Source organism: Horticoccus luteus (assembly GCF_019464535.1).
In the GTDB taxonomy this organism is placed as follows: Bacteria; Verrucomicrobiota; Verrucomicrobiia; order Opitutales; family Opitutaceae; genus Horticoccus; species Horticoccus luteus.
Window position 1 is genome coordinate 3,022,509 of record NZ_CP080507.1, and the last position, 26,468, is coordinate 3,048,976.

Annotated in this window: 22 protein-coding genes and 1 tRNA gene; 14 read left to right on the forward strand and 9 right to left on the reverse strand. The window is 65.0% G+C overall.

Going from position 1 to position 26,468, the window contains the following annotated elements:
- Positions 1–46: 46 nt before the first annotated feature.
- Positions 47–1,225, reverse strand: a complete 1,179-nt coding sequence (locus K0B96_RS12410) for a type II secretion system F family protein (protein ID WP_255558652.1) — start codon at positions 1,223–1,225, stop codon at positions 47–49.
- Between the two features lie 154 nt (positions 1,226–1,379).
- Here K0B96_RS12410 and K0B96_RS12415 point away from each other — a divergent pair.
- The 8 genes from K0B96_RS12415 (at position 1,380) to K0B96_RS12450 (ending at position 9,418) form a co-directional block, all read left to right on the forward strand.
- Positions 1,380–1,453, forward strand: a tRNA-Gly gene (locus tag K0B96_RS12415).
- A 316-nt stretch (positions 1,454–1,769) separates the two neighbouring features.
- Positions 1,770–4,058 (forward strand): NADH:ubiquinone reductase (Na(+)-transporting) subunit F, encoded by a 2,289-nt coding sequence (gene nqrF / locus K0B96_RS12420; protein WP_220161214.1) that lies wholly within the window; start codon positions 1,770–1,772, stop codon positions 4,056–4,058.
- 55 nt (positions 4,059–4,113) lie between these two features.
- The gene (locus K0B96_RS17705; protein WP_425602970.1) at positions 4,114–4,740 is read left to right on the forward strand and encodes a GNAT family N-acetyltransferase; all 627 of its coding nucleotides are present in this window, start codon (positions 4,114–4,116) and stop codon (positions 4,738–4,740) included.
- On the forward strand, positions 4,673–5,044 hold the full coding sequence (locus tag K0B96_RS12430; RefSeq protein ID WP_220161216.1) for a DUF120 domain-containing protein: 372 nt from the start codon (positions 4,673–4,675) through the stop codon (positions 5,042–5,044). Before K0B96_RS17705 ends, K0B96_RS12430 begins: the two co-directional genes overlap by 68 nt.
- Positions 5,045–5,221: 177 nt before the next feature.
- Positions 5,222–5,836, forward strand: coding sequence for a PEP-CTERM sorting domain-containing protein (locus K0B96_RS12435; RefSeq protein WP_220161217.1), 615 nt, complete (start codon positions 5,222–5,224; stop codon positions 5,834–5,836).
- A 143-nt stretch (positions 5,837–5,979) separates the two neighbouring features.
- Positions 5,980–6,501, forward strand: coding sequence for a YchJ family protein (locus tag K0B96_RS12440; protein ID WP_220161218.1), 522 nt, complete (start codon positions 5,980–5,982; stop codon positions 6,499–6,501).
- Positions 6,502–6,678: 177 nt separating this feature from the next.
- Positions 6,679–8,067 carry a M16 family metallopeptidase gene (locus K0B96_RS12445; protein WP_220161219.1) on the forward strand — a complete coding sequence of 463 codons (1,389 nt, stop codon included), beginning with the start codon at positions 6,679–6,681 and terminating at the stop codon, positions 8,065–8,067.
- Between the two features lie 13 nt (positions 8,068–8,080).
- Complete coding sequence (locus tag K0B96_RS12450) at positions 8,081–9,418, forward strand: M16 family metallopeptidase (RefSeq protein WP_220161220.1); 1,338 nt, start codon at positions 8,081–8,083, stop codon at positions 9,416–9,418.
- 218 nt (positions 9,419–9,636) lie between these two features.
- Here the strand turns inward: K0B96_RS12450 and K0B96_RS12455 are convergent, their stop codons facing one another.
- The 5 genes from K0B96_RS12455 to K0B96_RS12475 form a co-directional block, all read right to left on the reverse strand.
- Positions 9,637–11,466 (reverse strand): sensor histidine kinase, encoded by a 1,830-nt coding sequence (locus K0B96_RS12455; protein ID WP_220161221.1) that lies wholly within the window; start codon positions 11,464–11,466, stop codon positions 9,637–9,639.
- Positions 11,467–11,495: 29 nt separating this feature from the next.
- On the reverse strand, positions 11,496–12,536 hold the full coding sequence (locus tag K0B96_RS12460; RefSeq protein WP_220161222.1) for an LLM class flavin-dependent oxidoreductase: 1,041 nt from the start codon (positions 12,534–12,536) through the stop codon (positions 11,496–11,498).
- A 106-nt stretch (positions 12,537–12,642) separates the two neighbouring features.
- Positions 12,643–14,772, reverse strand: coding sequence for a M3 family metallopeptidase (locus K0B96_RS12465; RefSeq protein WP_220161223.1), 2,130 nt, complete (start codon positions 14,770–14,772; stop codon positions 12,643–12,645).
- Between the two features lie 92 nt (positions 14,773–14,864).
- Entirely contained in the window at positions 14,865–15,482 is a 618-nt protein-coding gene (locus K0B96_RS12470; protein ID WP_220161224.1) for an acyloxyacyl hydrolase, read from the reverse strand.
- Between the two features lie 130 nt (positions 15,483–15,612).
- Positions 15,613–16,212 carry a short chain dehydrogenase gene (locus K0B96_RS12475; protein WP_220161225.1) on the reverse strand — a complete coding sequence of 200 codons (600 nt, stop codon included), beginning with the start codon at positions 16,210–16,212 and terminating at the stop codon, positions 15,613–15,615.
- A gap of 141 nt (positions 16,213–16,353) precedes the next feature.
- On the opposite strand from K0B96_RS12475, the gene K0B96_RS12480 reads away from it, so the two are divergent.
- From K0B96_RS12480 to K0B96_RS12500, 5 genes are all read left to right on the forward strand, one after another.
- A complete protein-coding gene (locus K0B96_RS12480; RefSeq protein WP_220161226.1) occupies positions 16,354–18,483 on the forward strand; it encodes a helicase-related protein in 2,130 nt (709 codons plus the stop codon).
- Positions 18,484–18,562: 79 nt separating this feature from the next.
- Entirely contained in the window at positions 18,563–18,976 is a 414-nt protein-coding gene (locus K0B96_RS12485; RefSeq protein WP_220161227.1) for a response regulator, read from the forward strand.
- Positions 18,977–19,005: 29 nt separating this feature from the next.
- The gene (locus K0B96_RS12490) at positions 19,006–21,216 is read left to right on the forward strand and encodes an ATP-binding protein (RefSeq protein ID WP_220161228.1); all 2,211 of its coding nucleotides are present in this window, start codon (positions 19,006–19,008) and stop codon (positions 21,214–21,216) included.
- Between the two features lie 20 nt (positions 21,217–21,236).
- A complete protein-coding gene (locus tag K0B96_RS12495; protein WP_220161229.1) occupies positions 21,237–21,746 on the forward strand; it encodes a DUF1643 domain-containing protein in 510 nt (169 codons plus the stop codon).
- Between the two features lie 135 nt (positions 21,747–21,881).
- The gene (locus K0B96_RS12500; protein ID WP_220161230.1) at positions 21,882–22,316 is read left to right on the forward strand and encodes a SpoIIAA family protein; all 435 of its coding nucleotides are present in this window, start codon (positions 21,882–21,884) and stop codon (positions 22,314–22,316) included.
- A gap of 37 nt (positions 22,317–22,353) precedes the next feature.
- Here the strand turns inward: K0B96_RS12500 and K0B96_RS12505 are convergent, their stop codons facing one another.
- The 3 genes from K0B96_RS12505 to K0B96_RS12515 all read right to left on the reverse strand — a co-directional run bounded on the left by K0B96_RS12505 (position 22,354) and on the right by K0B96_RS12515 (position 24,722).
- Positions 22,354–23,082, reverse strand: a complete 729-nt coding sequence (locus K0B96_RS12505; RefSeq protein WP_220161231.1) for an MBL fold metallo-hydrolase — start codon at positions 23,080–23,082, stop codon at positions 22,354–22,356.
- 85 nt (positions 23,083–23,167) lie between these two features.
- Entirely contained in the window at positions 23,168–23,407 is a 240-nt protein-coding gene (locus K0B96_RS12510; protein WP_220161232.1) for a hypothetical protein, read from the reverse strand.
- A gap of 55 nt (positions 23,408–23,462) precedes the next feature.
- Positions 23,463–24,722, reverse strand: a complete 1,260-nt coding sequence (locus K0B96_RS12515; RefSeq protein WP_220161233.1) for a Zn-dependent hydrolase — start codon at positions 24,720–24,722, stop codon at positions 23,463–23,465.
- A 197-nt stretch (positions 24,723–24,919) separates the two neighbouring features.
- Between K0B96_RS12515 and K0B96_RS12520 the strand changes: the two genes are divergently transcribed.
- On the forward strand, positions 24,920–26,377 hold the full coding sequence (locus tag K0B96_RS12520) for an NAD(P)-dependent oxidoreductase (protein ID WP_220161234.1): 1,458 nt from the start codon (positions 24,920–24,922) through the stop codon (positions 26,375–26,377).
- Positions 26,378–26,468 lie beyond the last annotated feature (91 nt).

Genomic DNA, 26,468 nt, shown 5'->3' on the forward strand with positions numbered 1-26,468 from the left:
GGAGCGAGGTTCCGCGCTGCTTCGCGGATGTCAACCGCCGCCAAACTCACTGCAATCCGCCTGCGACCGCACCGAGTTGGAAGATCGGCAAGAACATCGCCATGACGATGCCGCCGACCACCACCCCGAGAAAGACGATCAGCAACGGTTCGATCAGAGACGTCAGCGCCGAGACCGTCGCTTCACACTCCGTGTCGTAGAAATCCGCAATCTTGTTCATCATCCCGTCCACGTTGCCCGTGGATTCACCCGCCTTCACCATGTGCTTCATCATCGGCGGGAAAAACGGATCGGACGCCAGCACCTCCGACACCTGTCCGCCCTGGCTCACGTGGCGCGTGATCTCGGCGCACGCATCCTCCACCTGCACTTTGTTGCTCGCCGCGGCGACAATCTCCAGCGTCCGCAAAATCGGCACCCCCGAACGGATGAGCGTTGCATACGTCCGGCAGAATCGGGACAACGCGATTTTGTGCACCAGATTGCCGAAGATCGGCGCCCGCACCAAAAACTTGTCCTTCGCCCGCCGTCCGCCCGGAGTCGCGACAAATTTGCTGAACACGAAAAACACCCCGTAAGCCGCGAGCGCGATCGCCCACCAGTAGTGCTTCATGAAATTGCTCAGATCGATCAGCATCTGCGTCGGCGCCGGCAGCTTGGCCCCGAAATCGTCGAACATGGCGGCAAACACCGGAATCACGAAGATCAGCAACACGTTGACCAACGCGATCGCCAGACCGATGACCGCGATCGGATACGTCATCGCCGATTTCACCTTTTTCGTCAGCTTGACCGTCGATTCAAAGTAACCCGCCACCTTGCCGAGAATCTCTGCCAGACCGCCGCTCGCCTCACCGGCCTCGACCATGGAGATGAACAACGAATTAAACGTCTTCGGAAAACGTTTCACCGCCGCGGAAAACGAGTTGCCCGACGAAATGTCCGCCCGCACATCGCGGATCACGATCCGGAAACAGGGATCTTCCGTCTGATCCTGCAACGCCTCCAAGCATTGCACCAACGGCAGCCCCGCCGTGAGCAACGACGCGAGCTGCTGCGTGAAAATCGCCAGCTCACCGAGCGGCAGCTTGTATTTCTTCGCCCGCTTCTCCAGCGACTTCTGCTTCGCCAGTTGCTGCGCCGCTTTGACGTTGACCGCCTTTTTCGCTGGGGCGGCACGACCGCCCAACGCCGTCGCCGTGGGGGAAGAAGAGATCAAAGCCATGAGGGAGACCATTAGCTCACCCCACCGGCCCCGCAATCTGTTTCCTGCCGCGGACCGGCGGGCCGACCGCCCCCGACGATGTTTTCCACCGTCCCCATCTCACGCCTCTGCACTTGACCGCGCCGCGCCGCGCAGAACACTAGCGGCCGTGCGGGCGGCTGTAGTTTAGGGGTAAAACCCCTGCCTTCCAAGCAGGTGTCCGGGGTTCGATTCCCCGCAGCCGCACCATTTTTTTGCCCCGCCTCTCGCTCCGGACCGCAAATCGCCGAGGGTTTTCTCCGCTCGTTTTGCCGCCCTGCAAAACATCGTAAAAATCTCCGCGCGCCTCCGTCGCCGCGTTTTTCACGCCCCACGCAACCCTTTTCCGCGGGTCCGCAGGTCTCTCCCACGTTCCGGCGCTCGCCGCCCTTCGACCGGAAATGCGCGCTGCGACCCCAACCTGACACGTTTTCCACTGGCGCTTTTCAAGTGCGCGCTTTCGCTGCATTTGCCTCCCCTCCACGTTTGGTGTCAGCCCGCCCCGCCCGCTAGCTTTCCGTTTCCCATGTCTGTCGAAACCTCCGCCGCCTCCCCGTCCGCCGCCACTTCGCCGCCCGCGCTCGACTACAGCCTCACCGGCGTCAACGCCACCCGCGCGATCGAGCTCGGCCTCGCGGAAGCCGAGTGGTATCAAAGCCCCGTGCCGCGCGACACGATGCGTGCGCTCCTCGAACGTCGCAACGGCCCCGCCCTTCGCGACACGCTCATCTGGTTCTCGCTGCTCTTCATCACCGCCGCCGCGACCTATCTGCTCTGGGGCTCGTGGTGGGCGGTCCTGCCTTACCTCGCCTACTGCGTCCTCTACTCGCAGACCTCCGATTCTCGCTGGCACGAGACGAGCCACGGCACCGCGTTCAAAACCGATTGGATGAACAACGCGCTCTACGAAATCGCCTCGTTCATGGTGAAACGCGAAGCCACCCTCTGGCGCTGGAGCCACACCCGCCACCACAGCGATACGATCATCGTCGGCCGCGATCCCGAGATCAATTTCCCCCGCCCGCCTGACCTCAAGGGACTCTTCCTCGGCCTCTTTTCCCTCCATCCCGATTACTGGCAACGCCTCTGGCTCCACGCCACCGGCCGCATGCGAGCGGACGAGAAAGTTTTCGTCCCGCCCACCGAGTTCGGCAAAGTCTACTGGCGCGCGCGTCTCTATCTGGCGATCTACGTCGGCTCGCTCGCCCTTTCGTTCTACTGGCGCACGCCCCTGCCGGCGCTCCTCATCATTTTCCCTAACGTCTTCGGCACCTGGCTGCTTTACGTTTACAACCTCACCCAACACGGCGGCCTCGCCGAAAACGTCCTCGATCACCGCCTCAACTGCCGGACCGTCTACATGAATCCCGTGAACCGCTTCATGTATTGGAATATGAACTATCACGTGGAGCATCACATGTTCCCCCTCGTCCCCTATCACCGCCTGCCGCAGTTGCACGCGCTCGTGAAGGACGACATGCCGCCGCCCTACCCCAACATCCTCTCCGCGTGGCGCGAAATCATCCCCACCGTCCGGCGCCAGCTCCGCGATCCCGGTTACTACGTCCGCCGTCCCCTCCCCGCGCCGAAGACCCACGCCGCCGCCGCGTATCCGGTTTCCACCGCGCAACCCGATTCCGCCGGCTGGCTCGACATCTGCCCCGCCGCCGACCTCACCGCCGCCAACGCCCTGCGCTTCGATCACGGTCGCCGCACCTACGCGCTCTACCGCACCGCCGACGGCGCCCTCTTCGCGACCGACGGCGTCTGCACCCACGGCAACACCCATCTCGCCGGCGGACTGGTCATCGGCACGCAAATCGAGTGTCCCAAACACAACGGCCGTTTCCATCTCCACGACGGCTCGCCCGCGCGCCCGCCCATCTGCCGCGGCCTCGCCACGTATCCGATCGAGGAACGCGCCGGCCGCCTCTGGCTCAACGTCGCCCATCCCGGCGGCGCCGGCGCCCGCGCGCCCAAAACCTACCGCCTCCGCGTCGTCTCCAACCGCTCCGTCGCCACCTTCATCAAGGAACTCGTCCTCGAACCCATCGACGCCGCCGAGAAAATCGCGTTCACGCCCGGCGATTATCTCCAGCTCGATATTCCCGCCTACGAATTGATCCGCTTCCGCGAATTCGACATCCCCGCGCCCTACGCCGCCGTGTGGGAAGCTCAGCACGTCTTCGATCTCGTCGCGCGCAACCCCCAGGCCGGCCGCCGCAACAACTACTCGCTCGCGAGCAATCAGCAGACCGAACGCACGCTCCGCTTCAACGTCCGCATCGCCACGCCCCCGCCCGGCCAGGATTGCCCGCCCGGCGTCGGCTCCGCGTATGTGTTCAACCTCAAACCCGGCGACACCGTCACCGCCGTCGGCCCGTTCGGCGATTTCCATCTCAAGCCCACGCAAAAAGAAATCGTCTGCATCGGCGGCGGCGCCGGCATGGCTCCGCTCCGCGCGCAGCTCTCGCATCTTTTCGAAACCGAGTCCACCGCCCGCCGCGTGAGCTACTGGTATGGCGCGCGCTCGCGGCAGGAGATTTTCTACGCCGACTATTTCGAGCAGCTCGCCGCCGCGCATCCCAACTTCACCTTCCACCTCGCGCTCTCGTCTCCGCTTCCCGAAGACAACTGGACGACGCACACCGGCTTCATCCATGACGTCGTCTACGAGCAATATCTGCGTTCTCACCCGCATCCGCAGGCCGTCGAGTATTACCTCTGCGGCCCGCCGCAAATGATCCGCGCCTGCACCAAAATGCTGGCCGCCCTTGCCGTGCCGCAGACTCAGATCGCGTTCGACGAATTCTAATGACACCAGGCGCGCTTGAAGAATGACTATCTCTGTTTCCATTCGCCCAGTCGAAATGTCCGACGCGGATTGTGTGCAGCGATACGCCGCAGACGTCCGACTTCATGCTACATGCAATTTGCCGTCTCCATACCCGGAGGGAGGTGCGGCCTCTTTCATCGATTTAACTCTCAAGGCCAACGATGCGGGAAAACAATTCACCTTCGCTGTCCTGAATTCTGGTGAGTTTGTCGGGCTTATTGGACTCAACGACGTCCATCTGGAAGAGAGAACTGCGGAGTTGGATTACTGGATCGGATTTCCGTTTTGGAATAGAGGGATTGCGACCTGCGCCGCTTCCTTGGCGATTGGCTATGCGTTTCAGAGCATTGGTCTGCAGACGTTGTTCAGCAGTGCTTTGATTCGAAACCCTGCGTCTCTCCGGGTCTTGGAGAAGAATGGATTTATTAAGGTCGGTGAACATTTTTATAACGGTCTTTGGAAGGATCGCTTCAGAGGAGAAATGTTAGCACGCCATCGTATCCTCAAATTTGAACACCCTCCAAACCAGCGCATCGAATGCTCGGGGCCGTGTAGAAGTCCTCATGAACGAGCATCTCGTCGATTGAGCGACGATGAAACTCCATGGCACCATCGGCAGCGGCCAAGGCGACTTCGCGCAGTGGATCGCGAAGCTCGGTGATTACTACGAGTGCAAAACCGGTCTGCGGCTCTTTCCCGGCACGCTGAATATCCACTTTGCTCACGACGATCGCCTGCCCGCTAACTGCCTCCGCCTCGAAGGCCGCGAATACGGCGGATCCGTGAACATCAATCTCGTCCCTTGCAATATCTTCGGTCGCCGCGCGTTCATCCTGCGCACCGACGGCAACGAGGCGGGCGCGGGCGACCATCCCCGTTCCATCATCGAGATCGCGACCGACATCAAACTCCGCGACGCCTTCAATTTAACGGACGGAAGCCCGGTCGAAATTGAAATCGATTAAGTGCGCTGACGCGCTTCTCGCCTGCGAGCCGGATCCCGTCCGCAGATTTCGGCTTTGAGGTCTCGCAGAAATTCCTCAAGGTCGCCGCCCTTCCTCCGATTAAAGACCATTCCAGCTCCCTCTACTCCCCGCCCGCGACCGATCGCTCCCGCGTGCAGACCGGTTTTTACCGCACCCATGAACCTGCTCCGTTCCATTGCCCTCACCGCCCTCCGTCGGGCGTTGCTCCCGCTTGCCATCGTGGCCTTCACCGCCAGCGCGTCGGCTCAAATTCTCACCATCAACGTCAGCCAGCCCGACGCGGTCGTCTTCACCGGCACCGGCGCGTTCGCCAGCACCAACTATAGTTCCAACGACATGGTGATCGTCGCCCTGAAGGGCTTCTTCACCTCCAGTGCGCCCACCGGCCAGTTCCTGAGCAACACCGACACCTCCACACTCATTCCCGCCGGCTCCAGCTCGACGGTGACCATGGCGCACCCGTCCTACCAGATTTCCAACTGGCCCAACGTCGTGGATTTGGAGCTCAGCCATGGCTTCGGCAGCACCGCCGTCAGCTACACCACGACGACCGCCGCCCTGCTGGGTTATTCCACCTTCAATTTGTCCGGCTACGCGCTCCCTTCGGCCGGCGCCACCGGCAATGTTTACGGCTTCGATTATACGACGGTGATCGGCACGTATGTCGTAACGACCGGCGCCATTCCCGAGCCTGCAACCTACGCGCTCGGCTTCGGCGCCTTTGCCCTTCTCGGCGCTCTCCTGCATCGCCGACGTCTCAAACAAAGCTGACCACCGCACCCCGCATTCGCGCCATCGGGGCCGATCACTCCGATCGGACATTCGCCGCCACTCCGGTGGGACCTGCCGTCCTCCACCGTCCGCGCCCGAAACTCAGCTCGCGTCGGCCCTCCATGCTCGAGTAGTTTCGCGTCGTGTCTCCCTCTCCGACCGCACTCCCCGCACCTCAACCTGGCCAGCCCTGCTCCTGCGGCAGCGGACGCCTCTTCGACGATTGCTGCGGGCCGCTGCTCGCGGGCACGCGTCAACCCGCCACCGCCGAGGAGTTGATGCGCTCGCGCTTCACCGCTCACGTCGCGCGCGACGACGCCTATCTTCACCGCACCTACCAGCCCACCGCCCATCTGCCGTTTAAGGACGATGAACGCCTCGCGCCCCTGGGCTGGACGCGCCTCGTCGTCCACTCCCACGAACCCGGCCGCAATCCTGATCACGCCTTCGTGGATTTTTCCGCTTACTTCGTCGACGAGGGAATCGAGCAGGCGCATCAGGAGCGTGCGGAGTTTAACCGCATCAACGGCCAGTGGCTCTTCGCCCGCCCAGTCCGCAGCGGTCCCGCCCCGATCAAATCGTCCGCGCCCAAAATCGGCCGCAACGATCCCTGCCCGTGCGGCAGCGGGAAAAAATACAAGCACTGCTGCCTCGCGAAAGCGTAACGCTTTCCCTCGCCTCGCCGCGTCCTCGCCTCGCCGGCGCGCGTGCCTCGCCGCGACTGCGCCTCGCGCCTGGCCGCCGCCAGCCGATCCGCGCGACCAGTCTTCCCGTCGCGGCGCCGCCCATCCTATAGCGTTGCCGCCACCCGCCCGCGGCGCATGCTTTCGCGCCTACCCATCATGAAACGTCTGTCCTTGCTCTTGCTGGCGGCTCTCGCCCCGGCATTCGCGGGCGCCGCGGATTCTCCGGCCGCGCCCGCCACCCCCGAAGGTTATTCCTTCGTGAAAACCGTCGGCGACATCTCGGAATATACGCTCGATTCGAACGGCCTCGACGTCCTGCTCATGCCCGACCATTCGAGCCCCACGCTCACCTTCATGGTCACCTACCACGTGGGCTCGCGCAACGAGGTCACCGGCACCACCGGCGCCACGCACTTGCTCGAACATCTCATGTTCAAAGGCAGCCCCAACTACAACGACGCCAAGGGCAACAGCGTGAAACAGTTTCTCGAAAGCGTCGGCGGCAACTACAACGCCTCCACCTGGCTCGACCGCACCAACTACTACGCCAACATCGGCAGCGAACACCTCGAAGGCTACATGGCCATTGAGGCCGATCGCATGCGCAACCTCTGGCTTCGCGATTCCGACCGGAAGCCCGAGATGACTGTCGTGCGCAACGAATTCGAACGCGGCGAAAACTCCCCCTTCCAGGCGCTCATCAAGGAAATTTTTCAAGCCGCCTACGTCGCGCATCCTTATCACCATTCCACCATCGGCTGGCGCAGCGACATCGAGAATGTGCCGATCGAAAAACTGCGCGCGTTCTACGACACGTTCTATTGGCCCAACAATTCCACCGTGTCCGTCATCGGCGACTTCGAGCCCGCTGCCGCGCTCGCGCTCGTGAAAAAATATTACGGCGTCTACCCGCGTTCGCCGCATCCGATTCCGCAGATCTACACGACGGAGCCGGAGCAAACCGGCGCACGCCGCGTGATCGTCAAACGCGCCGGCCAGCTCGGCGTCGTCTGCATCGCCGATAAAATCCCCGCCGCCACGCACCCCGATTTCGCCGCCATTCAGGTGCTCGGCACCATCCTCGGCGACGGCAAAAACAGCCGGCTCTACCGCGCGCTCACCGACAAAAACATCTCCACTGGCGTCAGCGTGTTTCCCTTCGCGAATCACGACCCCTCGCTGATGTTCACCTTCATCCCGCTCGCGCCCGGCGCCACCCACGAGCAGGCCGAAAAAATCGCCCTCGAGGAGATCGCCCGCCTCCGCACCGACGGCGTCACCGATGAAGAGGTGAAGACCGCCGCGGCGAAAATTCTCGCCGACGCCGCCTTCCAACGCGACGGCTCCTTCGCCATCGCCGGCAACCTCAACGAGTGCATCGCCGCCGGCGATTGGACGCTCTATTATTCCCTCGAAGACGCCACGCGCAAAGTCACCGCCGCCGATGTGAAACGCGTCGCCGACAAATATCTCAACGTCGATCAAAGCACGACCGGCTGGTTCATCCCGACCAGTTCCACCCCGGCCGCCGTCGCGAAGAAGTAAACCTCAGCCGACCATGAAAACACTCCTTCTTCTCTGCCTCTCCGCCGCGCTTGTCTCCGTGCCCGCGGCCGTCGCCGCCGACAGCATCGCCAGCCGCGCCGTGCGCACCACGATCGATGGCATCGACGTCATCGCATATCCCACCGGCGTCAAAGACGTCGTCACCATCCGCGGCGCCCTCCCCGCCGGCGATGCGTTCGCCGATGACAACGTCGCCGTCGCCACGCTCACCGGCATGATGCTGGACAAGGGCACGACCTCCGCCGACAAATTCGCCATCGCGCAAAAACTCGAAAGCGTGGGCGCCACGATCTCGTTCGACGTCGGCACCCAGATGGCCGAGGTCAACGCCAAGTGCCTCAAGAAAGACGCTGCGCTCGTCATCGGGCTCATCGCCGAGCAACTGCGCTCCCCGGCGTTTTCCCCTGAAGAGTTCGACAAAGTGAAGAAGCAGTTCGCCGGCGGTTTGAAGCGCCAGCTCGAAAGCACCGAGTTTCGCGCCGCCGACGCATTCACCCGCGCCGTCTATCCCCTCGGGCACCCCAACCGCCAGCCCGCGCCAGACGAACTCCTCGCCGCCGCCGCGAGCGCCAAACTCGATGACGTGAAGGCGTTTCACGCGAAATACTACGGCCCCGCGCACATGACGCTCGTCATCGTGGGCGACCTCGACATCCCGCAACTCCAGCAGGACATCACGAAATCCTTCGCCGGCTGGACGGGCGGCGTCGACGTCATCCACCCCGCGAAGGCGAAGATGACCGATGCCGCGCGCGACCAAAACGTATTCATGGCCGACAAGACCAGCGTCACCGTGATCATGGGCGAATCGAGCGGCTTGCGTTACAGCGATCCCGACTATCAGGCATTGCGCGTGGGCACCGCGATCCTCGGCAGCGGTTTCACCGGTCGCTTGATGTCCACCGTTCGCGACAAGGAAGGTCTCACCTACGGCATCGGCTCCAATCTGGCGCACGACACGTTTAGCGATGGCGACTGGAAGATCAGCGCGACCTTCGCTCCGGCGCTCCTCGACCAAGGCCTCGCTTCCACGAAACGCCAGCTCGACCTTTGGTATGAGAACGGCGTCACGGATCAGGAACTCGCCCACCGCAAGACCGACCTCATCGGTTCGTTCAAGGTCGGCCTCGCCACCACCGACGGCATGGCGGCGAGCCTTCTCAACACGATTCATCGCGGCTACGACCTGAACTGGCTCGACGAATATCCGAAGAAAATCGATTCGCTCACGACCGCGCAGGTCAACGGCGCCATCAAGAAATACGTGCGGCCCGATGAAGTCTATATCATCAAGGCTGGCACGATCCCCGGCGCGACCGCTGCACCCTGACCGCCGCCCTGCGCGCCTCCGCGCCGGCTCCTCTGCGCTGCCGACGCAGTAACTTCACCTCAACGCCCGCCGGTTTGGTGGGCGTTTTTTTTGCGCTCGTTCCAGTTAAACACGCGCCCCTTTCGCAACGCCGGATGGCCGCGCGCTCGGCCCTATCGCCAGCGGATACAGAGCATCGCTTTGCCCGCGCGCGTCTTTTGCGCCCCGTCTCCACCTCGCTATTTGCGCGGCGCCTCGGGCTCATCGCGCACTGGCAGCGTCACGGCAAAGCGACTGCCTTGCCCAGGCGTGCTCGTCGCCCGCACGCTGCCGCCGTGGCGTTCCGCGATGCGCCGCACGATCGCGAGCCCGATCCCGGTCCCGTCATAGCGATTGTAACCATGCAACCGCTCGAACGGCGCAAAGATCCGCTCGGCATAACGCTCATCGAAGCCGATGCCGTTGTCCTCGACGATGAGGACGACCTTCCCCGGCGCGCATTCAGCCCGCACCTTGACCACCGACGGCACGTCCGGCCGCCGAAACTTCAGCGCGTTGCCCACCAAATTGGCCAGCAGCTGATGCAACTGCGTCGGATCGCCCATCACAACGGGCAACGCCTCCGCCTCGACTCGCCCGCCCGTCTCCTCCATCCGCACGGCGAGCTCCTCCAGCACGGTGCCCAGCGTCGCGTTCAGGTCCACCCGGGCGCGCTTCGGCGCGAGGGCCGAGGTTCGCGAATACGTGAAAATATCCCGCACCAGCGAACGCAGCCGCTCCACCGATGCCTCGATCCGCTCCACAAACGTCCGCCCCGCCGGATCCAGTTGTTCACTGTGCTCCGCCCGCAACAACGACGCGAACGAGCTGATCAACCGCAACGGCTCGTTCAAATCGTGCGACGCAATACGCGCGAAATCATCCAGGTCCCGATTCGCCTCCGCGAGGGCCTTGGTGCGCTTCTGCACCCGCGCTTCCAGTGATTCGTTGAGCAACCGCAGCTCCAGTTCGCGCGCCCTCAGCTTGTCGGCGCTCTGCCGCAACACGGTCGCCACCACATCCGTCTCCCGCATGCCCGTTTTCGCCGCGCCGAGCGGCTCCGTCCGCACCAGCGCCCCGGCGTCCGCCACCAGCGACTGCACGCCGCGCCACACGCCCCGGCTCACCCACCACGCCATCGCGACCGTGAGCGCGCCGAGCACCGCCGCAGCCCCCAGCACCCAAACCACCCACTCATGCGCCGACGCATATAAATCCGCCCGCGGCGCTCCGATGATCACGCTCCACGGCGTGTCGCGCGAACGACTAAACGCCGAGATCGTGGGGATTCCGTCGAGCGTCACCGTCTCGATCGAACCCTCTTCGCTCGCGTGCATGGCCGCCATCATGTCGGCGGACGCCTGGCGTCCGATATACTGCTCGCCACCGCGATTTCGCGCCACCACCCGCGCGTCGCCATCGACGATTGAGACCGTCCAACCGGGCCCGATATTCGGCCCCAAAAGTAATTTCGACAGCACCGCCGGTCGCATCGCGAGATTCAAGGTGTAACGCAATTCTCCCTCCCGCTGGATCGGAATCGCGACAAACACCAGCCACTCGCCCGTCGCCGGACCCTGGATCAAATTCGAAACATACGTCTGGCCCGCGAGCGCCGCCTGCCGAAAGGAATCGCGAAAATGGATCATCGGCAACGGCGCCCCAAACGGCAGCGCCGTGTTGATGATCTGCTGCCGATCCGCGCCGATCAGCACCACCCACTCGTCGCGGCTCGTCGTCACCTGACGCGCCTGCTCGTAGAATCCGCGAAAGTCCCCACTCTCCAACTTCGCGGAAGTCGCCAGTCCCTTGAGCAACGCTTCCTTTTCCCGCAGCACGCCATCGACCACGAGTCGCCGCATCCGCGTGAGCAGCTCCGTCTGTCGCGTGAGGGCATCCCGTTCGCGGCGATAGGATTCTGCCAGCAGCGTCGCCGCTAGCAGCAACACCGGCAGAATGACCGCGACCACCAGCAGTGCCAACCGGCCGCGTAACGAATGGAAAAGGAACTGGGAAAGTCGGTGAGCCATACGGCACCGTCCGAAGGACGCGCGCGCGTTCAGGCTCCCGAAGGTTCTTCCTTTTGCCAAGCTTTTGCCGCGGGCGCACCTTCACCCAACGCGTCCCGCACCTGCGCCACGAGCGCATAGGAATGCAGCCGCGCCGCCTGTTCGTAAATCGCCGCCGTCACCATCAACTCATCCACTTTCGTCCGCGCAAGAAACGCCGCCAATCCCCGCCGCACCGTCGCCGGCGCGCCCACCACCGCCTCGCTGAACGCATGCTCTACGCCGGCCTTTTCCACCGCCGACCAATGCCCGTCCATGCTCGCCACCGGCGGCGGCAAAGGCCCTGGCTCCCCGCGCCGCAGTTTCACGAAACTCAATTTCTGCGACGTGAACAACCGCCCCGCCTCCTCGTCGGTATCCGCCGCGATTACCCCGATGCACGCCATCGCATACGGCGTCGGCCATTCCCGCGACGGCCGGTAGTCGCGCCGGTAGATCGCCAGCGCGTCCATCAACGCATCCGGCGCGAAGTGCGATGCAAACGCGAACGGCCGCCCGAGCGCCGCCGCCAGTTGCGCACTGAACAGACTCGAGCCCAGCAGCCATACCGGCACGTCCTCGCCCGCCCCCGGCACCGCGCGCACGGCCTGCCCCGGCGACGCCGGTTGGAAATAATGCATGAGCTCCACGACATCGTCCGGAAATGTATCCGCCCCGCCCCGCGTGCGTCGCAGCGCCCGCGCCGTCACCTGATCCGTGCCCGGCGCGCGCCCCAATCCCAGATCGATCCGGCCGGGAAACAACGCCGCGAGAGTGCCGAACTGCTCCGCGATTACGAGCGGGGCGTGGTTCGGCAGCATGATGCCGCCCGACCCCACGCGAATCCGCTTCGTGCCCTCCGCCACGTGCCCGATCGCCACCGCCGTCGCGGCACTCGCGATCCCTGGCATGTTGTGATGCTCCGCCATCCAAAACCGCCGGTAGCCCAGTCGCTCCGCGTGTTGCGCGAGCTCCCGGCTGCGGCGCAACGCATCTCCTGCCGTCCCACCCTGCGGTATCGGCGATAAATCCAGCACAGAAAAAGGCACCATGCCGTAACGTGCGTAGTCCGCCGGTTTTTTCCAGCGCGCCGGGCTTCCGCGTCGCGCTACCGGGCGTCACGTCCGACGCCCGGTTCCGTCCTGTCCTATGCGGCGCTCACTTTTTCGCGCCCGGTGCGTCAGCGGACTTTTTCGGCAACCCCACGTAGTTCAGAAACGCGTCCATCGAACGCGGCCGCCCGAGGAATTTCTCCACCGATTCGCCCACGTCGCGTGTATCGCCCACGCCATACACTTCCTTCCGCAGGCGCAGGCCTGTGTCCACATCGAGAAACCCATCCGCCGCCTGCTTGAACACGCTCGCCATGTCGATCGCCATCACCCGCGACCACAGGTAACCATAGTAACCCGCATCATAGCCCACGAGGTGACCGAAATACGTCACAAACGACGTCCCTTCCGGCTGCGCCACAAACACCCGCGCCAGCACGTCGTTGCTCAATCCCACCACGTCCACCTTCGCCGCCTGCGCCGGCGTCAACAGATGCAGCCGCAGATCGATCAGCCCAAACGAAAGCTGGCGGCGGTTGTAATACCCTTCCGTCGCCACGCGCGCCTTCGTCAGCGCCGCGATCGTCTCCGCAGGGATCTTCTTGCTCGGGTCGCGGTAATCGGCGGCGAACGTGTCGAGCACCGCCTTGTCCCACGGCCAGTTCTCCAGCATCTGCGACGGCCCTTCCACAAAATCCTGCGGCACGCCAAACGAGGTCTGCGCCTGGAACCGCGCGCGACTGAGAATGCCATGCATCACGTGTCCGAACTCGTGAAACAACGTGACCACTTCGTCGTGCGCCAGCAGCGAAGGCTTGTCGCCCGCCGGCGGCGGGAAGTTGCACACCAGCACTTCCACCGGCAGTTCATACTTCCCCTCCGCCCCCACCCGGCCCGGCGTCTGCGGGAAACACGCGAAGTGGTTGAATTTTCCCTCGCGCGGAAACATGTCCAAATAAAATGACCCCATCGCCACGCCGGTCTTCGCGTCGCTCACCACGAAAAACTGCACGCCCGGCGTCCACAGATACGGCGCCTCCACCCGGGTAAACGTCAGCCCGAAGATCCGTTGATAAATGCGAAACATCCCCTCGAGCGTCGCCTGATACGGGAAGTAAACGCGCAACTGCTCCGCATCGACCGCGTAGCGCTCCTTCTTGAGCTGATTGAGATAATAGCGGATGTCCCACGCCTCCAGTTTCGCCGCCGGATCCTTCGTCTCGCTCACTTTCAACTGGCGCAACGTCTCCAGCTCCGCCGACCACTTCGGTTGCAGCGCCGTCACCAGATCCTCCTCGAACTTCAACGCCGCCGCTCCCGTCTTCGCCATGCGCGTCTCCGTGCGATAGTCCGCCCATGACCCGTAGCCGAGCCGGTGCGCGATCTCCGCGCGCAACTGCACCAGCTTCGTCAACACCGGCGTGTTCGACTCCTTCGCCAGCGTCTCGCGCGCCACCAGCGCCCGCCGCCGTGTTTCCGGATTCGTCGCATTTTCTTCCAACGCCAGCGCGTGAAAGGTGATGTTCAACATCGCGCGGAATTTTCCGTCCGCCTGCTTCACGCCCGGGCTCGCCAGAAAACTTTCCGGCACGCCCGCCAGCTCCTCCGCCGTGAAATCGATCGGCGCCCGCGCCTGGTTGATGTTCGTCGAAAACTGCTCCTCCGTCGCCGACAGTTCCTTGCGCAAACCTTCGACCGCTTTCTGCTCCTCCGCCGGCAACGCCAGACCCGCGCGCCGGTAATCGCGCAACGTGAAATCCACCAGCCGCTGCTCCTGCGCATCGAGCTTCGTCCCGCGATCGGCGAACGCTTTCAACACCCGGTAAACATCCGCGCGATAATCCAGCGCGATCGCCCATTGCTGCAACGTCACCGACGCCGCCCGCGCCGCGTCGCGCGTCGCCACGTCCACGCTTGTCTCCGAAACGAAATCGTTCTGCCCCGCATACGCCGCCACGTCGCCCGTGATCGCATCATACGCCGCGAACGTGCTCGCGAACGTCGCCGCGTCCGCCGGTTGCTGTGCCAGTTTCGCCAGCGCCGCATCGGCGCGCGCGATGGCCGCCTTCGTCATGCTTTGCACCTCCGCCGCGTTTCGCGCCCACGTCGGCAGCACGAGCGCCATGCCATCGCGCGTCGCCTGCGCCTGCAGGTCCTCCAGTTTCGTCGCCGCGGTCATCACCGCGCCGGCACCAATGAACCCAATTCCAAAGCCAATCCAACGGAGTATTTTCATGGGGAGGGAAAGCTGCGCGCGGCAAACCTGCCGGCGACTGCCCTCCGTTAGAACCACTGTGCGCGGCGCACGCAAACTCTTCCCATCACCCGCTAAAACCGCTTCGCCAACCCGACCATCGGCCCCAGCGCATTCAACCCAGGGTTTACCTTGTCCATCCCGCGGTTCGACACGTGTTGGAAATACAGCCCCAGCGAGACCACCCACGCTTCCTTCAGCCGGTAGCGCGCCCCCGCGTGCATCAACCAGTTCAGATTAAAATCCTGCCCCTGCCCGCCCGGCACCTCGTAGCCCTTGCTGTCCAGCCAGCCGACCCCGCCGCCCGCCGCGAAAAACGCCGCGCCACGCTCCGACGCGTTGCGCCATTCCAGTTCTCCTGCCGCCGCCACCCCGAGAAAAGAGTGCTCCGGCCCCCGCACGATCGGCTCGATCAGCAGGCTGAAATGCGACCGCATCATCAACGTCCCGCCCCACAACGGCCGTTCCCCCACCGGCGGAATCTTCAGCGAAAAAATCTGCGGCAGCACCGTGTAACTCAACGGCGTCGCCCCGCCGCCCACACTCCACAACACGCCGGTCATCGCCTCGATTTCGTAACGCGGCGCCGTCTTCGTCTCCACTGCGACTGCCGCGATTTCCGCGCGCGCCAACCCTGCGCTCATCACCATGAACGCCGCGCTCAACAACGTGCTGCGAAGACGAATTGCCATTCGCCCACCCAATCCGCCGCCCGCCGCCGATTCGAACACATTCTCGCTTGCCCCCTTCTCGCCGGCCCGCCCGCCCTGCCTCCCGCCACCCGCCTCACGCGGTGCGCCTCAATCGTCCGCACGCCGCCCGCTACGTTGACGGAAACTCAATCACCTGCCCCGTCTCGTAACCTTCCACGCTTTGCTCGTAAAGTTCCGCCACGTCCCGCGCCGAACGCCCCGGCGCCGGATCCATTTTATACGCGATCAACGTCTCCGTCACCCACGGCGGACTCACCACGTTCACCCGGATTCCCCGCGGCAGTTCCAACGCCGCCGCGCGCGCGAAGCCCTCGAGCCCCGCGTTCACCAGACTGATCGCCGCGCTGCCCGGCATCGGCGAGTGCGACAGCACGCCACTCGTCAGCGTAAACGACCCGCCGTCGTTCACGTGCTCCGCCCCGTAGCGCACCAGGTTCACCTGCCCCATCAATTTGTTCGCCAGCGAAAACTGCACATCCGCATCACTCAACTCCGCCAGCGGCGCAAACTTCGCCGCGCCCGCCGCGCTGACGACCGCATCCACTGGGCCGACGTCTCGAAACAGCGCGCGAATCGAGTCCGGCTCTGCCAGATCGAACCGCCGCTCCGCCCTCTGCCGGCTCGCCCCGATCACTTCGTGGCGCATGCCAAGACTCTTGACCACTGCCCGACCGATGGTGCCCGTGGCACCGATGACGAGGATACGCATGATGTTTTCGTGAATTGCTGACGACTGCGGTTAAACGAACCACAGCCTAATGCGTGCGCCGAAAAACGCCAGTCGACCGCTGCGCCCGACGTGCAGCAACACCGCGCTTTGACATCTCCCGCGTCCGTTCAACACTGGCGCATGCCGATGCCGCCTGAGTCAGAAGAACAATGGACGCATGAGGAGGTCGTCCTCGGTGCCCGCGCGGCGCTGCTCGACGAACTCGACCTCCGCGCATCGGCGCTCGGCGCCGCGTTTCTCGCCGCTCCCGTCGGCCCCCGTGTCCGCGCGGCCGGCGTGCGCGCCAGCCTCGCCCGCCTCGCCGCCGACCAAGTCGCCGCCGCCGGCCCCGGCATGCGTTTCGGCCAGTTCCTCGACGTCAGCGACGAACTCACCCTCCTCCTGCCGGCCCGCGCCGAAATCCGCGAAGATCTCGCCCTGCCCGTGCTCGCCAGCGTCGTATTGAAACTCATCCCCTTTCTTACCGACGTCGCCACGCGCGGCCCGGCCGCTGTCGCCGCCGACCTCGCTCAACGCCGCCATCCCGACACGCGCGAACTCGCCCACCGCCTCCGCGCCTCCCCGCCCACCTACGAAGGCTGGGCGCAGCTCCAGCAGCCCGACGTCGACCGCGCCTTCGCGACCACCCCTCCGCCTCTCGCCGACCGCAAGGAAATCTACCACCGCCTCCGCCTCGCCTGCGCCCACGCCCTCGACCGCACGCTCCTCGCCGGCCTCGCGCAACGCAATCCGGGCTTCCTCGATTACCTGCAATGCTTCCCCGTCGCGCGCGGCCTGCGCCGCAACGTCGTCGCCTGGCTCGGCCCGACCAATTCAGGCAAAACGCACCGCGCCGTCCTCGCCCTCGCGGCCGCGGAGAGCGGCATGTATCTCGGCCCGCTCCGCCTCCTCGCCCTCGAACAACGCGACCGCCTCGTCGAACTCGGCACAGCGTGTTCGCTCATCACCGGCGAGGAACGCGACTTCGCCTCCCCCACCCACTCCGCGCGCACCGTCGAGATGACGGATTTCTCCCGCCCGTTCGCCGTCTGCGTCCTCGATGAAATGCAACTCGCCTTCGATCGCGACCGCGGCTGGGCCTGGGTCGCCGCGTATTGTGGCGTCGCCGCCGAGACGCTCATCGTCACCGGCCCCGACTCCGCCGAACCCGTCATCCGCCGCCTCGCTGAATTATGCGGCGACGCCGTCGAAGTGAACCATCTGGCCCGCCAAGGCACGCTCCAGAGCGAGGGCGTGCTGGACTGGCGGCATGTGCCGCCTCGCTCCGCCGTGATCGGCTTTTCGCGCGCCATGGTGCTCGAACTCAAGGCCATGTTCGAATCTCGCGGCCTGCGCGTCTCCGTCATCTACGGCGGCCTCTCGCCCGAAGTGCGCCGCAACGAAGCCCGCCGCTTTCGCGACCGCGAGTCCGACATCGTCTGCGCCACCGACGCCATCGGCCTCGGCCTCAACCTCCCGCTCGACCGCGTGATTTTCTACGAGACCGATAAATTCGACGGCGAAATCAACCGCCGCCTCGACCCCGCCGAGCTCCTCCAAATCGCCGGCCGCGCCGGTCGCGGACCCGGCTCGGAAGGCTGGGTCGCCGCCTTCTCCGCCCGCGACGCGCGCCGCGTCGAAGCCGCCCTCGCCGAACCCCAACGCACCCCGGCGCCCGACCTGCTCCCCGCCGCGCCCACGCAAATGCACGTTCGCGCGATCGCTGACCACCTCGGGCTCGCCCGCCTCGGCCCCATCCTCGAATTCTTTCGCACGCGGCTCACGTTCCCCGGCGGCACGTTTTTCCCCGATGTGCAGGACGACGTTTTCGCTGCCGCCGAACTCGTTGATACCTACGCCCCCACGCTCCCCGTCGAGGAACGCTACGCCCTCGCCTGCACGCCCATTGATCTCGACGACCACCTCTTCCGCAGCCTCTTCGCCGAATGGCTGGAACTCCTCGCGGCGGGCCGCACCGTGAATTTCCCCCGCCGCCTCGACAACGCCGGCGGCCTCGAAGCGCTGGAGGAAACACTGAAACTCGTCACCATCTACCGCTGGCTCGCGCTAAAATTCCCGCACGCGTTCACCGACGGCGCGCACGTCGAGCAAATCCGCCGCGATGTCACCGAGCAGACGCAGGCCATCCTCCGTCGCAACTGGGGCAAACAAGGCCTCACCCGCCGCGAATGCGTGCACTGTGGCCGGGCGCTCCTGCCCAGCGCTGTGTTTCGCACCTGTCGCGAATGCCACAGCCGCGGCTATGAATGATTTCGCCCTGCGCATTTTCGCATCATTTTTGCAGAACCGACCGACCAACGCTGAGTCTGATTGGGTTCACCTGTTTGCCATGAGTCTCGCTGCCTCCCCCCCGCAGGCGTCCGTCGCCGCTTCGCGGTTCTACCACATTCTCGTTGTCGACGACTTGCCCGAGCTATGTGAGCTCGCCGCCCGCACGCTCACTCGTGCCGGCCACCACCCCGTCTGTGTGCAGAGCGGCTCCGAAGCTCTGGCCTGCCTCGCTGCCGATCCGCACTTCGACATCATCATGACCGACCACCACATGCCGTTGATGACCGGGCTGGAACTCGTTGCGCGCCTCCACGAGCTGCACTTTCCCGGGCGGATCATTGCCACCACCGCTGATCCTGACCCCGCGCTTTTGAGCTCTTATTGTGCGCTGGGCGTGGACTCCTTCCTGCCTAAACCCGCGTCCGCCGAAGAGATTCAGGCCGCGATTTCCGCCTGCGCTCCGGCCGCCTGATTTTTCGCGGAAAAAAACTGACAGCCCGCATGGCGCACTTTTCAGTGCCGCCCATCGCGCGCGTGCTGCACAGTTCCCCCTCCGCCTCCGCTTCGCGGTTTTCCGTCCGCCTCGACTGGCTCGCGCTGACGCGGGGGCTCGGTTGGCACGCCGCCCTTTTCCTGCTGCTGTTGGCGACGGCGTTCGTGGCCATGCGTTGGATTTCGCTCCCGCCCACTCACGTCAGCGCGATTTGGCTTCCCGGCGGCTTTGCCCTCGTCGCCCTCTTGCGCCGTCCCGGTTGGTCTGCGCTGCCGACCATCTGGCTCGCCAACTGGGCGATTGTCGCGGTGGCCAACAACTACCCGTTTCTCACGCCTCGCCCTTACAGTTACCTCCTGTGCTTGGTTAACACGCTCGGACCCGCGCTCAGCGCCGTTGTCTGGCGGCGGTGGCTCAAAAACGATCCTTTCGCCGACGGCGCGCAGTTCCTGAAATTTACCTTCGGCGTCGCCCTCTTTCCTGCCGTCCTCACGTCGTGGATGGTGATCGGCATCATCGGTTTCACGGGACATCTGCCCGGTCTCACGGCCGCCGAATTTTGGCTGCGTTCCGGGATCATCACCCTCAGCGATGCGCTCGGCATCTTCCTCGTGGCTCCGCTGTTATTGAGCCCCCGCCGGCGCACCGTGATCGCCCGCTCAACGCGCGCCAGCCTCGCGCTTCACGCGGCGAATCTCGTCCTCACCGCGCTCGTTTGCCTCCTGAGTTTTCATCTCACGCCACTCGCGATTTACCTCACCATCCCGCTGGCTCTCGCCGTCGCCATCTTCTGCGGACCCCGCGGCGTGGCGGCCATGGTGCTCGTCGTTTCCGCTTACGGTTTGTTCGCCACCGCGCGCGGCCACGGACCCTTTGTCACTCCTCATGCCGTCGCGTTTGCCCCGATTTTCGCGATGGGCGTATTTGCATTCTGCCTCGGGATCCCCGGTCAGTTCGCCGGCATCACCCTTGATCAACTGCGCCGGCACCGCGCCGAACTTGAGGTCACCGTCGCGGTTCGCACGCAGGCCCTCGCCCACGCCAAGGAAGCCGCCGAAGCCGCCGACCGCGCCAAATCCGAATTTCTCGCCGCGATGAGCCACGAGATCCGCACGCCCATGAACGGCGTGCTCGGCTTCACCCGCCTCCTCGCCGATTCCCCGCTCGCCCCGAAACAGCGCGAATTCGTCGACTCCATCCTCACCAGCGGCGGCACGCTGCTCGCGTTGCTCAACGACATCCTCGACGTTTCCAAGATCGAGGCCGGCGCCATCGAGTTGGAGAAAACGCCCTGGAATGTCCGCGCCTCGCTCCACAACGTCCTGCAACTCTTCGCTGCCGACGCCGCCCGCAAGCACGTCGCCCTCCGCCTGCATATCGCGGAAGACGTGCCGCCCTTCCTCCTCGCCGATGCCACGCGCGTCACGCAGATCGCGACCAATCTCGTCGCCAACGCCGTCAAGTTTACCCCGCAAGGCTCCGTCACCGTCCACGTCACTGCGCCGCTCGCCCCCGGCGCAACCGCTGACGGCACCGCGCAACACCTCCTCACTGTCGCAGTGACCGACACCGGCATCGGCATTTCCTCTGCGGATATCGGACGACTCTTTCGCTCGTTTTCCCAAGCGGACTCCTCGATCACGCGACGCTTCGGCGGTTCCGGCCTCGGCCTCGTGATCTCCCGCCGCCTTTGCGAACACATGGGCGGCACCCTCACCGTCGCGAGCACGCCGGGCGAAGGCTCAACTTTCACCGCCACCCTCTGCGCGCCCGCGGCCGCCGCACCCACCGTCGACCGCAACGGCACCCCGGCGCCGTTCGCCCTCGAAGCCACGGGCCCTTCGCTTCGCGTGCTGGTCGCTGAGGATAATCCCCTGAACCGCCGGTTTGCCGGCCTTCTCCTCGAACGCCTCGGCCACGAACCAGAGTTTGCCCTCGACGGCCAGGCCGCCCTCGATCGGTTTTGCGCTGCGCGCTTCGACGTCATCCTGATGGATGTGCAAATGCCTCAGCTCGACGGCCTCAGCGCCACCCGCGCCATCCGCGAATTTGAACGCCAGCACGCACGGGCTCGCACCCCCATCATCGCCGTCACCGCCGATGCGCTGGTCGAAGACCGCGAGCACTGCCTCGCGGCCGGGATGGACGAATACCTCTCGAAGCCACTCAACCCCGGCGCCCTCCGCGAAACCCTCGCCCGCCTCGTCCACCGCGCATGAAGCCCCGCGGATCCTCCCCTATGATGCGCAACGACTGCGTGTTTTCCCGCGATCGCCGTTACCGCTACACCCTCATCCACCGGTGGGATGAATTGCTCAACCCCGAGCGCGGCATCGCGTGGATCTGCCTCAACCCCAGCACCGCCGACGAAAACCAACTCGATCCCACCCTGCGCCGCATCCGCGCTTTTTCTGCTGCCTGGGGCTATGGATATTTCGTGATGCTCAACGCCTTCGCCTGGCGCGCCACGTTGCCCGCCGACATGAAACGCGTCGCCGATCCCGTCGGTCCCGACAACGACCGGTGGATCGCGCATTGGGCCGCGCGCGTCGATCGCGTCATGCTCGGCTGGGGCGAGCACGGCGCGCACCTCGGTCGCGATCGCGCTGTGCTGCGGTTGCTGAATCCCGCCAACACCTTCTGCCTCCAACGCAACGCCAGCACCCAACCCAAGCACCCGCTCTACGTTGCCCAAGCCACGCCACCCGCCCCCTTCGCTTTCCCAGCCCTCGAAGCGCCGCCGCAGTGACCATCTCCCTGGCATGGGTCCGCACCCCGATCACTGATTGCCCCCGACCATTTATCCCGTTGGGAATCTCCCCCTGACAAAACGACCGGCCTTCACCCGATGCCCCGCCCGCATCGCATTTGCTAAGATCAGCCCATGATCCGCGTTCTAGCTCAAAGTCACGCCCCGGTGCTCGGCTTTCACGTCACCGGCCGCCTCAGCGCCGATGACTATCGCGCGTTCATGACCGCCGTGGAATCCGCCATCGCGGCCCACGGCCCCGTGCGCATTTTACTTTGGTTCGAAGCCTTTGGCGGCTGGGATCTCGCGGCGCGCTGGCACGACCTGCTCTTCACCTCGCGCCACTCCCAATCGGTGGAACGCTTCGCGCTCGTCGGCACATGGCATCAACGCTGGAGCGCGCAACTCAGCCGCCTTTTCACGAGCGCCGAAGTGCGCGCCTTTCCCGCCGACGAACTCGGCGACGCGTGGGCCTGGCTCCAGGAAAACCGCGGCGAAATCGCGTTTCCCCTCGCCGTCCCCGCGACCGCCAAATTCCCCTCGCTCGCGCTCTCCCCCTTCGCTGCGTAAACCGTCAGCGTCCGCCCCGGTCGCGTGCGGTTGCAGCTCAGAGCGGATACGCGCCCGCTTTCCCGCCTCGCCGCGCGAGTTTTTCACACAACCCGTCCAACCGCGTCCGGTGCAACGCGCCATCGAGCACATCGTAGTGCTGGGGCACGATCAGTCGCGGATTGAGCCGCTGCGCTTTCTCCAACGACGCCGGAATCATCGCCGGCGCGGCATTCAAAATACGCGGCGGCAGGTGCACGTTGAAAAAGTAACTCGCGAACAAATCCCCGCTGAACAGCAGATCATGGCGCGCGCTGTAAAACCCGCAGTGCCCCAGCGTGTGCCCCGGCAAATGCACCACGCGCAATCCGCCCCACCACGGCAACTCGTCGCCGTCCGCCAATCCGACATCGATCCGCGCCGGCTGCCCCACGCGCAATATCCGCCGCCCCGCCCGTTCCAGTTTTCCACAACGCACCGCCGCACCCGTATACGGAAACGTGCCGTCGATGTGCGCCTGCTCCGCGGGATGCGCATAAATCCGCGCTCCGCTCCACCGCTTCGCCCACGCCAGGTTGCCCGCGTGATCAAGATGCCCGTGCGTCAGCAAAATCGCCTTCAAATCCCTCGGACCAAGCCCCAGCCGGTGCAGTTTCCAACGAATAAGCCACGGTTCTCCGACCAGTCCGGTATCGAGCAGCACCGCCTGGCCGCGCTCATCGACCAGCAGATGACACAGCCCCATCACGCCGCGAATCGGATGGATGCCCGGAGGCACGTTTCTCATCGCACCGGGCTTCCTGCGACCACGCTTCTTTTCGGCGCATTGCGCGCGTGGGCATTCGCCGCGGCCGGTCTGCGGCTCGCGCCGTTCACGTCAAAAACAAACCCGCGCCCGCCACGCCGAGAATGAGCGTTCCCGCGATCGTCAACGTCGGCGCGAGCACGCGCCACGTCCGGATCCGCCGCGCCGCGCCGGCGGGCGACAACTTGCCATCCTTCAACGCCTCCTCTGCATCCGAGCGTTTCCAGTGCTGATTCCACTGTAGCCAGATTCCCGCGAGCGTCGTCACCATTCCCAACACGCCGAGAATCTCGAAACGAAAAGGCATATTCAACGCTGAGAGCGGCATGAAGCGGTTTACCTCTCAGAGATTTTTCCCGCCGTCAATGAACGAGACCTTTTGCCGCCACCCAGCGCAGCGTCCGCTCGGCCAGCCGGTCAAACGCCTGCACGCACGCCTCGAGATGCTCTTCCTTCGTGTCCTCGATCTTGTTGTGACTGATGCCGTGCAGACTCTGCACAAACATCATCACCGTCGGCACCCCCGCCCCCGCCACCTCCGCCGCATCGTGCAACGGCCCCGACGGCAACCGGTGCGACTGCCCGCACGTCTCCCGGATCGCCTCGTCGCAAAACTCAATCAGCTCCGGATGAAACGGCCGCGGCTCGATCTGCCACAACCTCTCCCACGTCACCGTCACGTTGCCCTCCTGCGCAAACCGTTCGCTCGCCTCCTGCGCCTCGCGTAACATCCGCGCCAGCGCCGCCGCGTCGAGATGCCGTTGATCGAGCGTGAGGCGACACTCCTCCACCACACTCGTCACGATGCCCGGCTTGGTGGAGCACGATCCGATCGTGCACACGCCCACGCCGCTGCGCTCCGCGATGCGATATATCTCCGGGCTCATCCGCGCCGCCGCGAGTAACGCATCCTTCCTCCGGTTCATCGGCGTCGATCCCGAGTGCGCCGCCTGCCCGCGAAACGTGATCGCGTGCCGCTCCACACCAAACGTCCCCAGCACCGCGCCCAGCGGCAGATCGAGATCGAGCAGCACCGGCCCCTGCTCCACGTGCAACTCGAGATACGCCGCCGCGTCTTTCAATTCCGCGCCGCTCGCCTTTGCGTTTTCCAAGTCAATCCCCACCGCGCGCAACGCCTCCGGCAGCGCCACGCCGTCACGATCCTTCAGTCCCCGCGCCTCTTCCATGTTCAACGTCCCCGCACACGCCGACGAGCCGAACAAACTCTTCCCGAAACGCGCCCCTTCCTCATCCGCCCAGTCCACCAGCCGCACCGTCACCGGCGGACGCCCGGCATACTGCGCCACGATGCGCCGCAAAATCTCCAGCCCCGCCAGCACGTTGAGGCAACCATCGAGCCAGCCGCCATTCGGCACCGAATCCATGTGCCCCCCGATCAACAACGCCCGCGGCGATTCGCCCGGGAGCGTGCTCCACATATTTCCTGCCGCGTCCACGTGCGTCTGCAGTTGCGGGATCGCGTCCAGTTTCGCGCGCAACCACGCTCGCGTCGCCACCCACACCGGCGTGAACGCCACGCGCTGCGCGCCATTTTCGTCGCCCGTCAGTCGGCGCAACTCTTTCAATTCCTCAATCGTGCGGCGGGGATCGACAGCATTCATCACAGAGACGTGGGGTTGAAAATTTCCCCTGTCTTCTCCGTCACACCGATCGCAACAACGGAAGGCAGGGCACTTTGCGGCTTGGAAACTAGCGCCCGCACCGCCACATTCAACTGGCAATCCGGCGCACCCCTCGCCGTCCGCCCTCATTTTTGCCCGCGCCCGATTCCGCGCCCGCGTCCCGCCGCCCTCTTTCCATGGCTCTTCAACCGCTGCTCTCCTCCGACGCCCTCGCCGCCAACATGGCGGAGCTCAAACCGCCCTTCCGCCCCAGCGAGGCCCTCGTCGAGGCTCACCGCTGCCTCTTCTGCTTCGACGCCCCGTGCATCATGGCCTGCCCCACCGGCATCGACGTGCCGGCGTTCATCAAAAAAATCGCCGCCGGCCGCCCCGCCGACGCCGCGCGCACCATCCTCTCCGCCAACATTCTCGGCGCCTCCTGCGCCCGCGTCTGCCCCACCGAAGTCCTCTGTGAAGGCGCCTGCGTCCTCGACGACCGCGATGAACAACCCATCCAAATCGGACGCCTCCAGCGCTACGTGACCGACTTCGTCACCGAACGAAACATCTCCGTCCTCTCCGCCCCCGCGCAAAAATCCGGCCACGCCATCGCCGTCATCGGCGCCGGTCCCGCCGGCCTCGGCTGCGCCGCCGAACTTGCCCGCCTCGGCCATCGCGTGACCATTTTCGAGCAGAAACAACTGCCCGGCGGCCTCAACACCTACGGCATCGCCTATTACAAAATGACGCCCGACGTCAGCCTCGCCGAAGTCGACCTCGTGCGATCGCTCGGCGTCGAAATCCGCTGCGGTGTCACCGTCGGGCGCGATATCACCGTCGCCCAACTCGAAAAAGAGTTCGCCGCACTCTTCCTCGGCGTCGGCCTCGGCGCCGCGACGCGCCTCCGCATTCCCGGCGAAGACCTGCCCGAAGTCCTCGATGCCCTAGACTACATCGCGCAGATTCACACGCAACGGCTCGACAAAATCCCCACCGGCCGTCGCGTCGCCGTCATCGGCGCCGGCAACACCGCCATCGACGCCGTCACCCAGTCGAAGCGCCTCGGCGCCGACCGCTCCTTCATCGTTTACCGCCGCGGCGAACCCGAAATGTCCGCCTACGATTTCGAATACGCACACGCCAAACACGACGGCGCGCATTTTCTTTTTCACGCCGCACCCCTCGAAATCCTTGCGACTGATGGCCACGTCTCCGGCCTCCGTCTCGTCCGCACGCGCCTCGTCGGCGACCGCGCCGAGGCGATTCCCGGCACCGAATGGATCGAGCCCTGCGACCTCGTGCTCAAAGCCGTCGGCCAGCAAAAGCAAGCCGCCCTCCTGCGCTCGCTCTTCCCCACGCTCGCCCTCGACGACCGCGGCGTCGTGCAACGCGATCCCCTCACCGGCGCGACCAATCTCCCCCACGTTTTCACCGGCGGCGATTGCGCCAACGGTGGACGCGAGGTCGTCAACGCCGTTGGCGAAGGCAAGAAGGCCGCTCTCGGCATCCACGCTTTCCTTACGCGGGCCCTGGCGTCGCTTCCCGTGCAACCCTCCCGCCTCGGCGCAAAAGCCGGCGCCAGCGGCTCCGGTCTGGTTCATCCCATCCGCGCGCACGAACTGGAAGCCGCGCTCCCGTCCCCCGCCCGCGGCTGAGCGCTCGTCTGCACCGTCGCTCGCCAGCCCGCTCTCACCCGACCCGCCGCTGCGCCCGTCCCTCTCAATTTTCCTCTCCACGCTTCTTTCG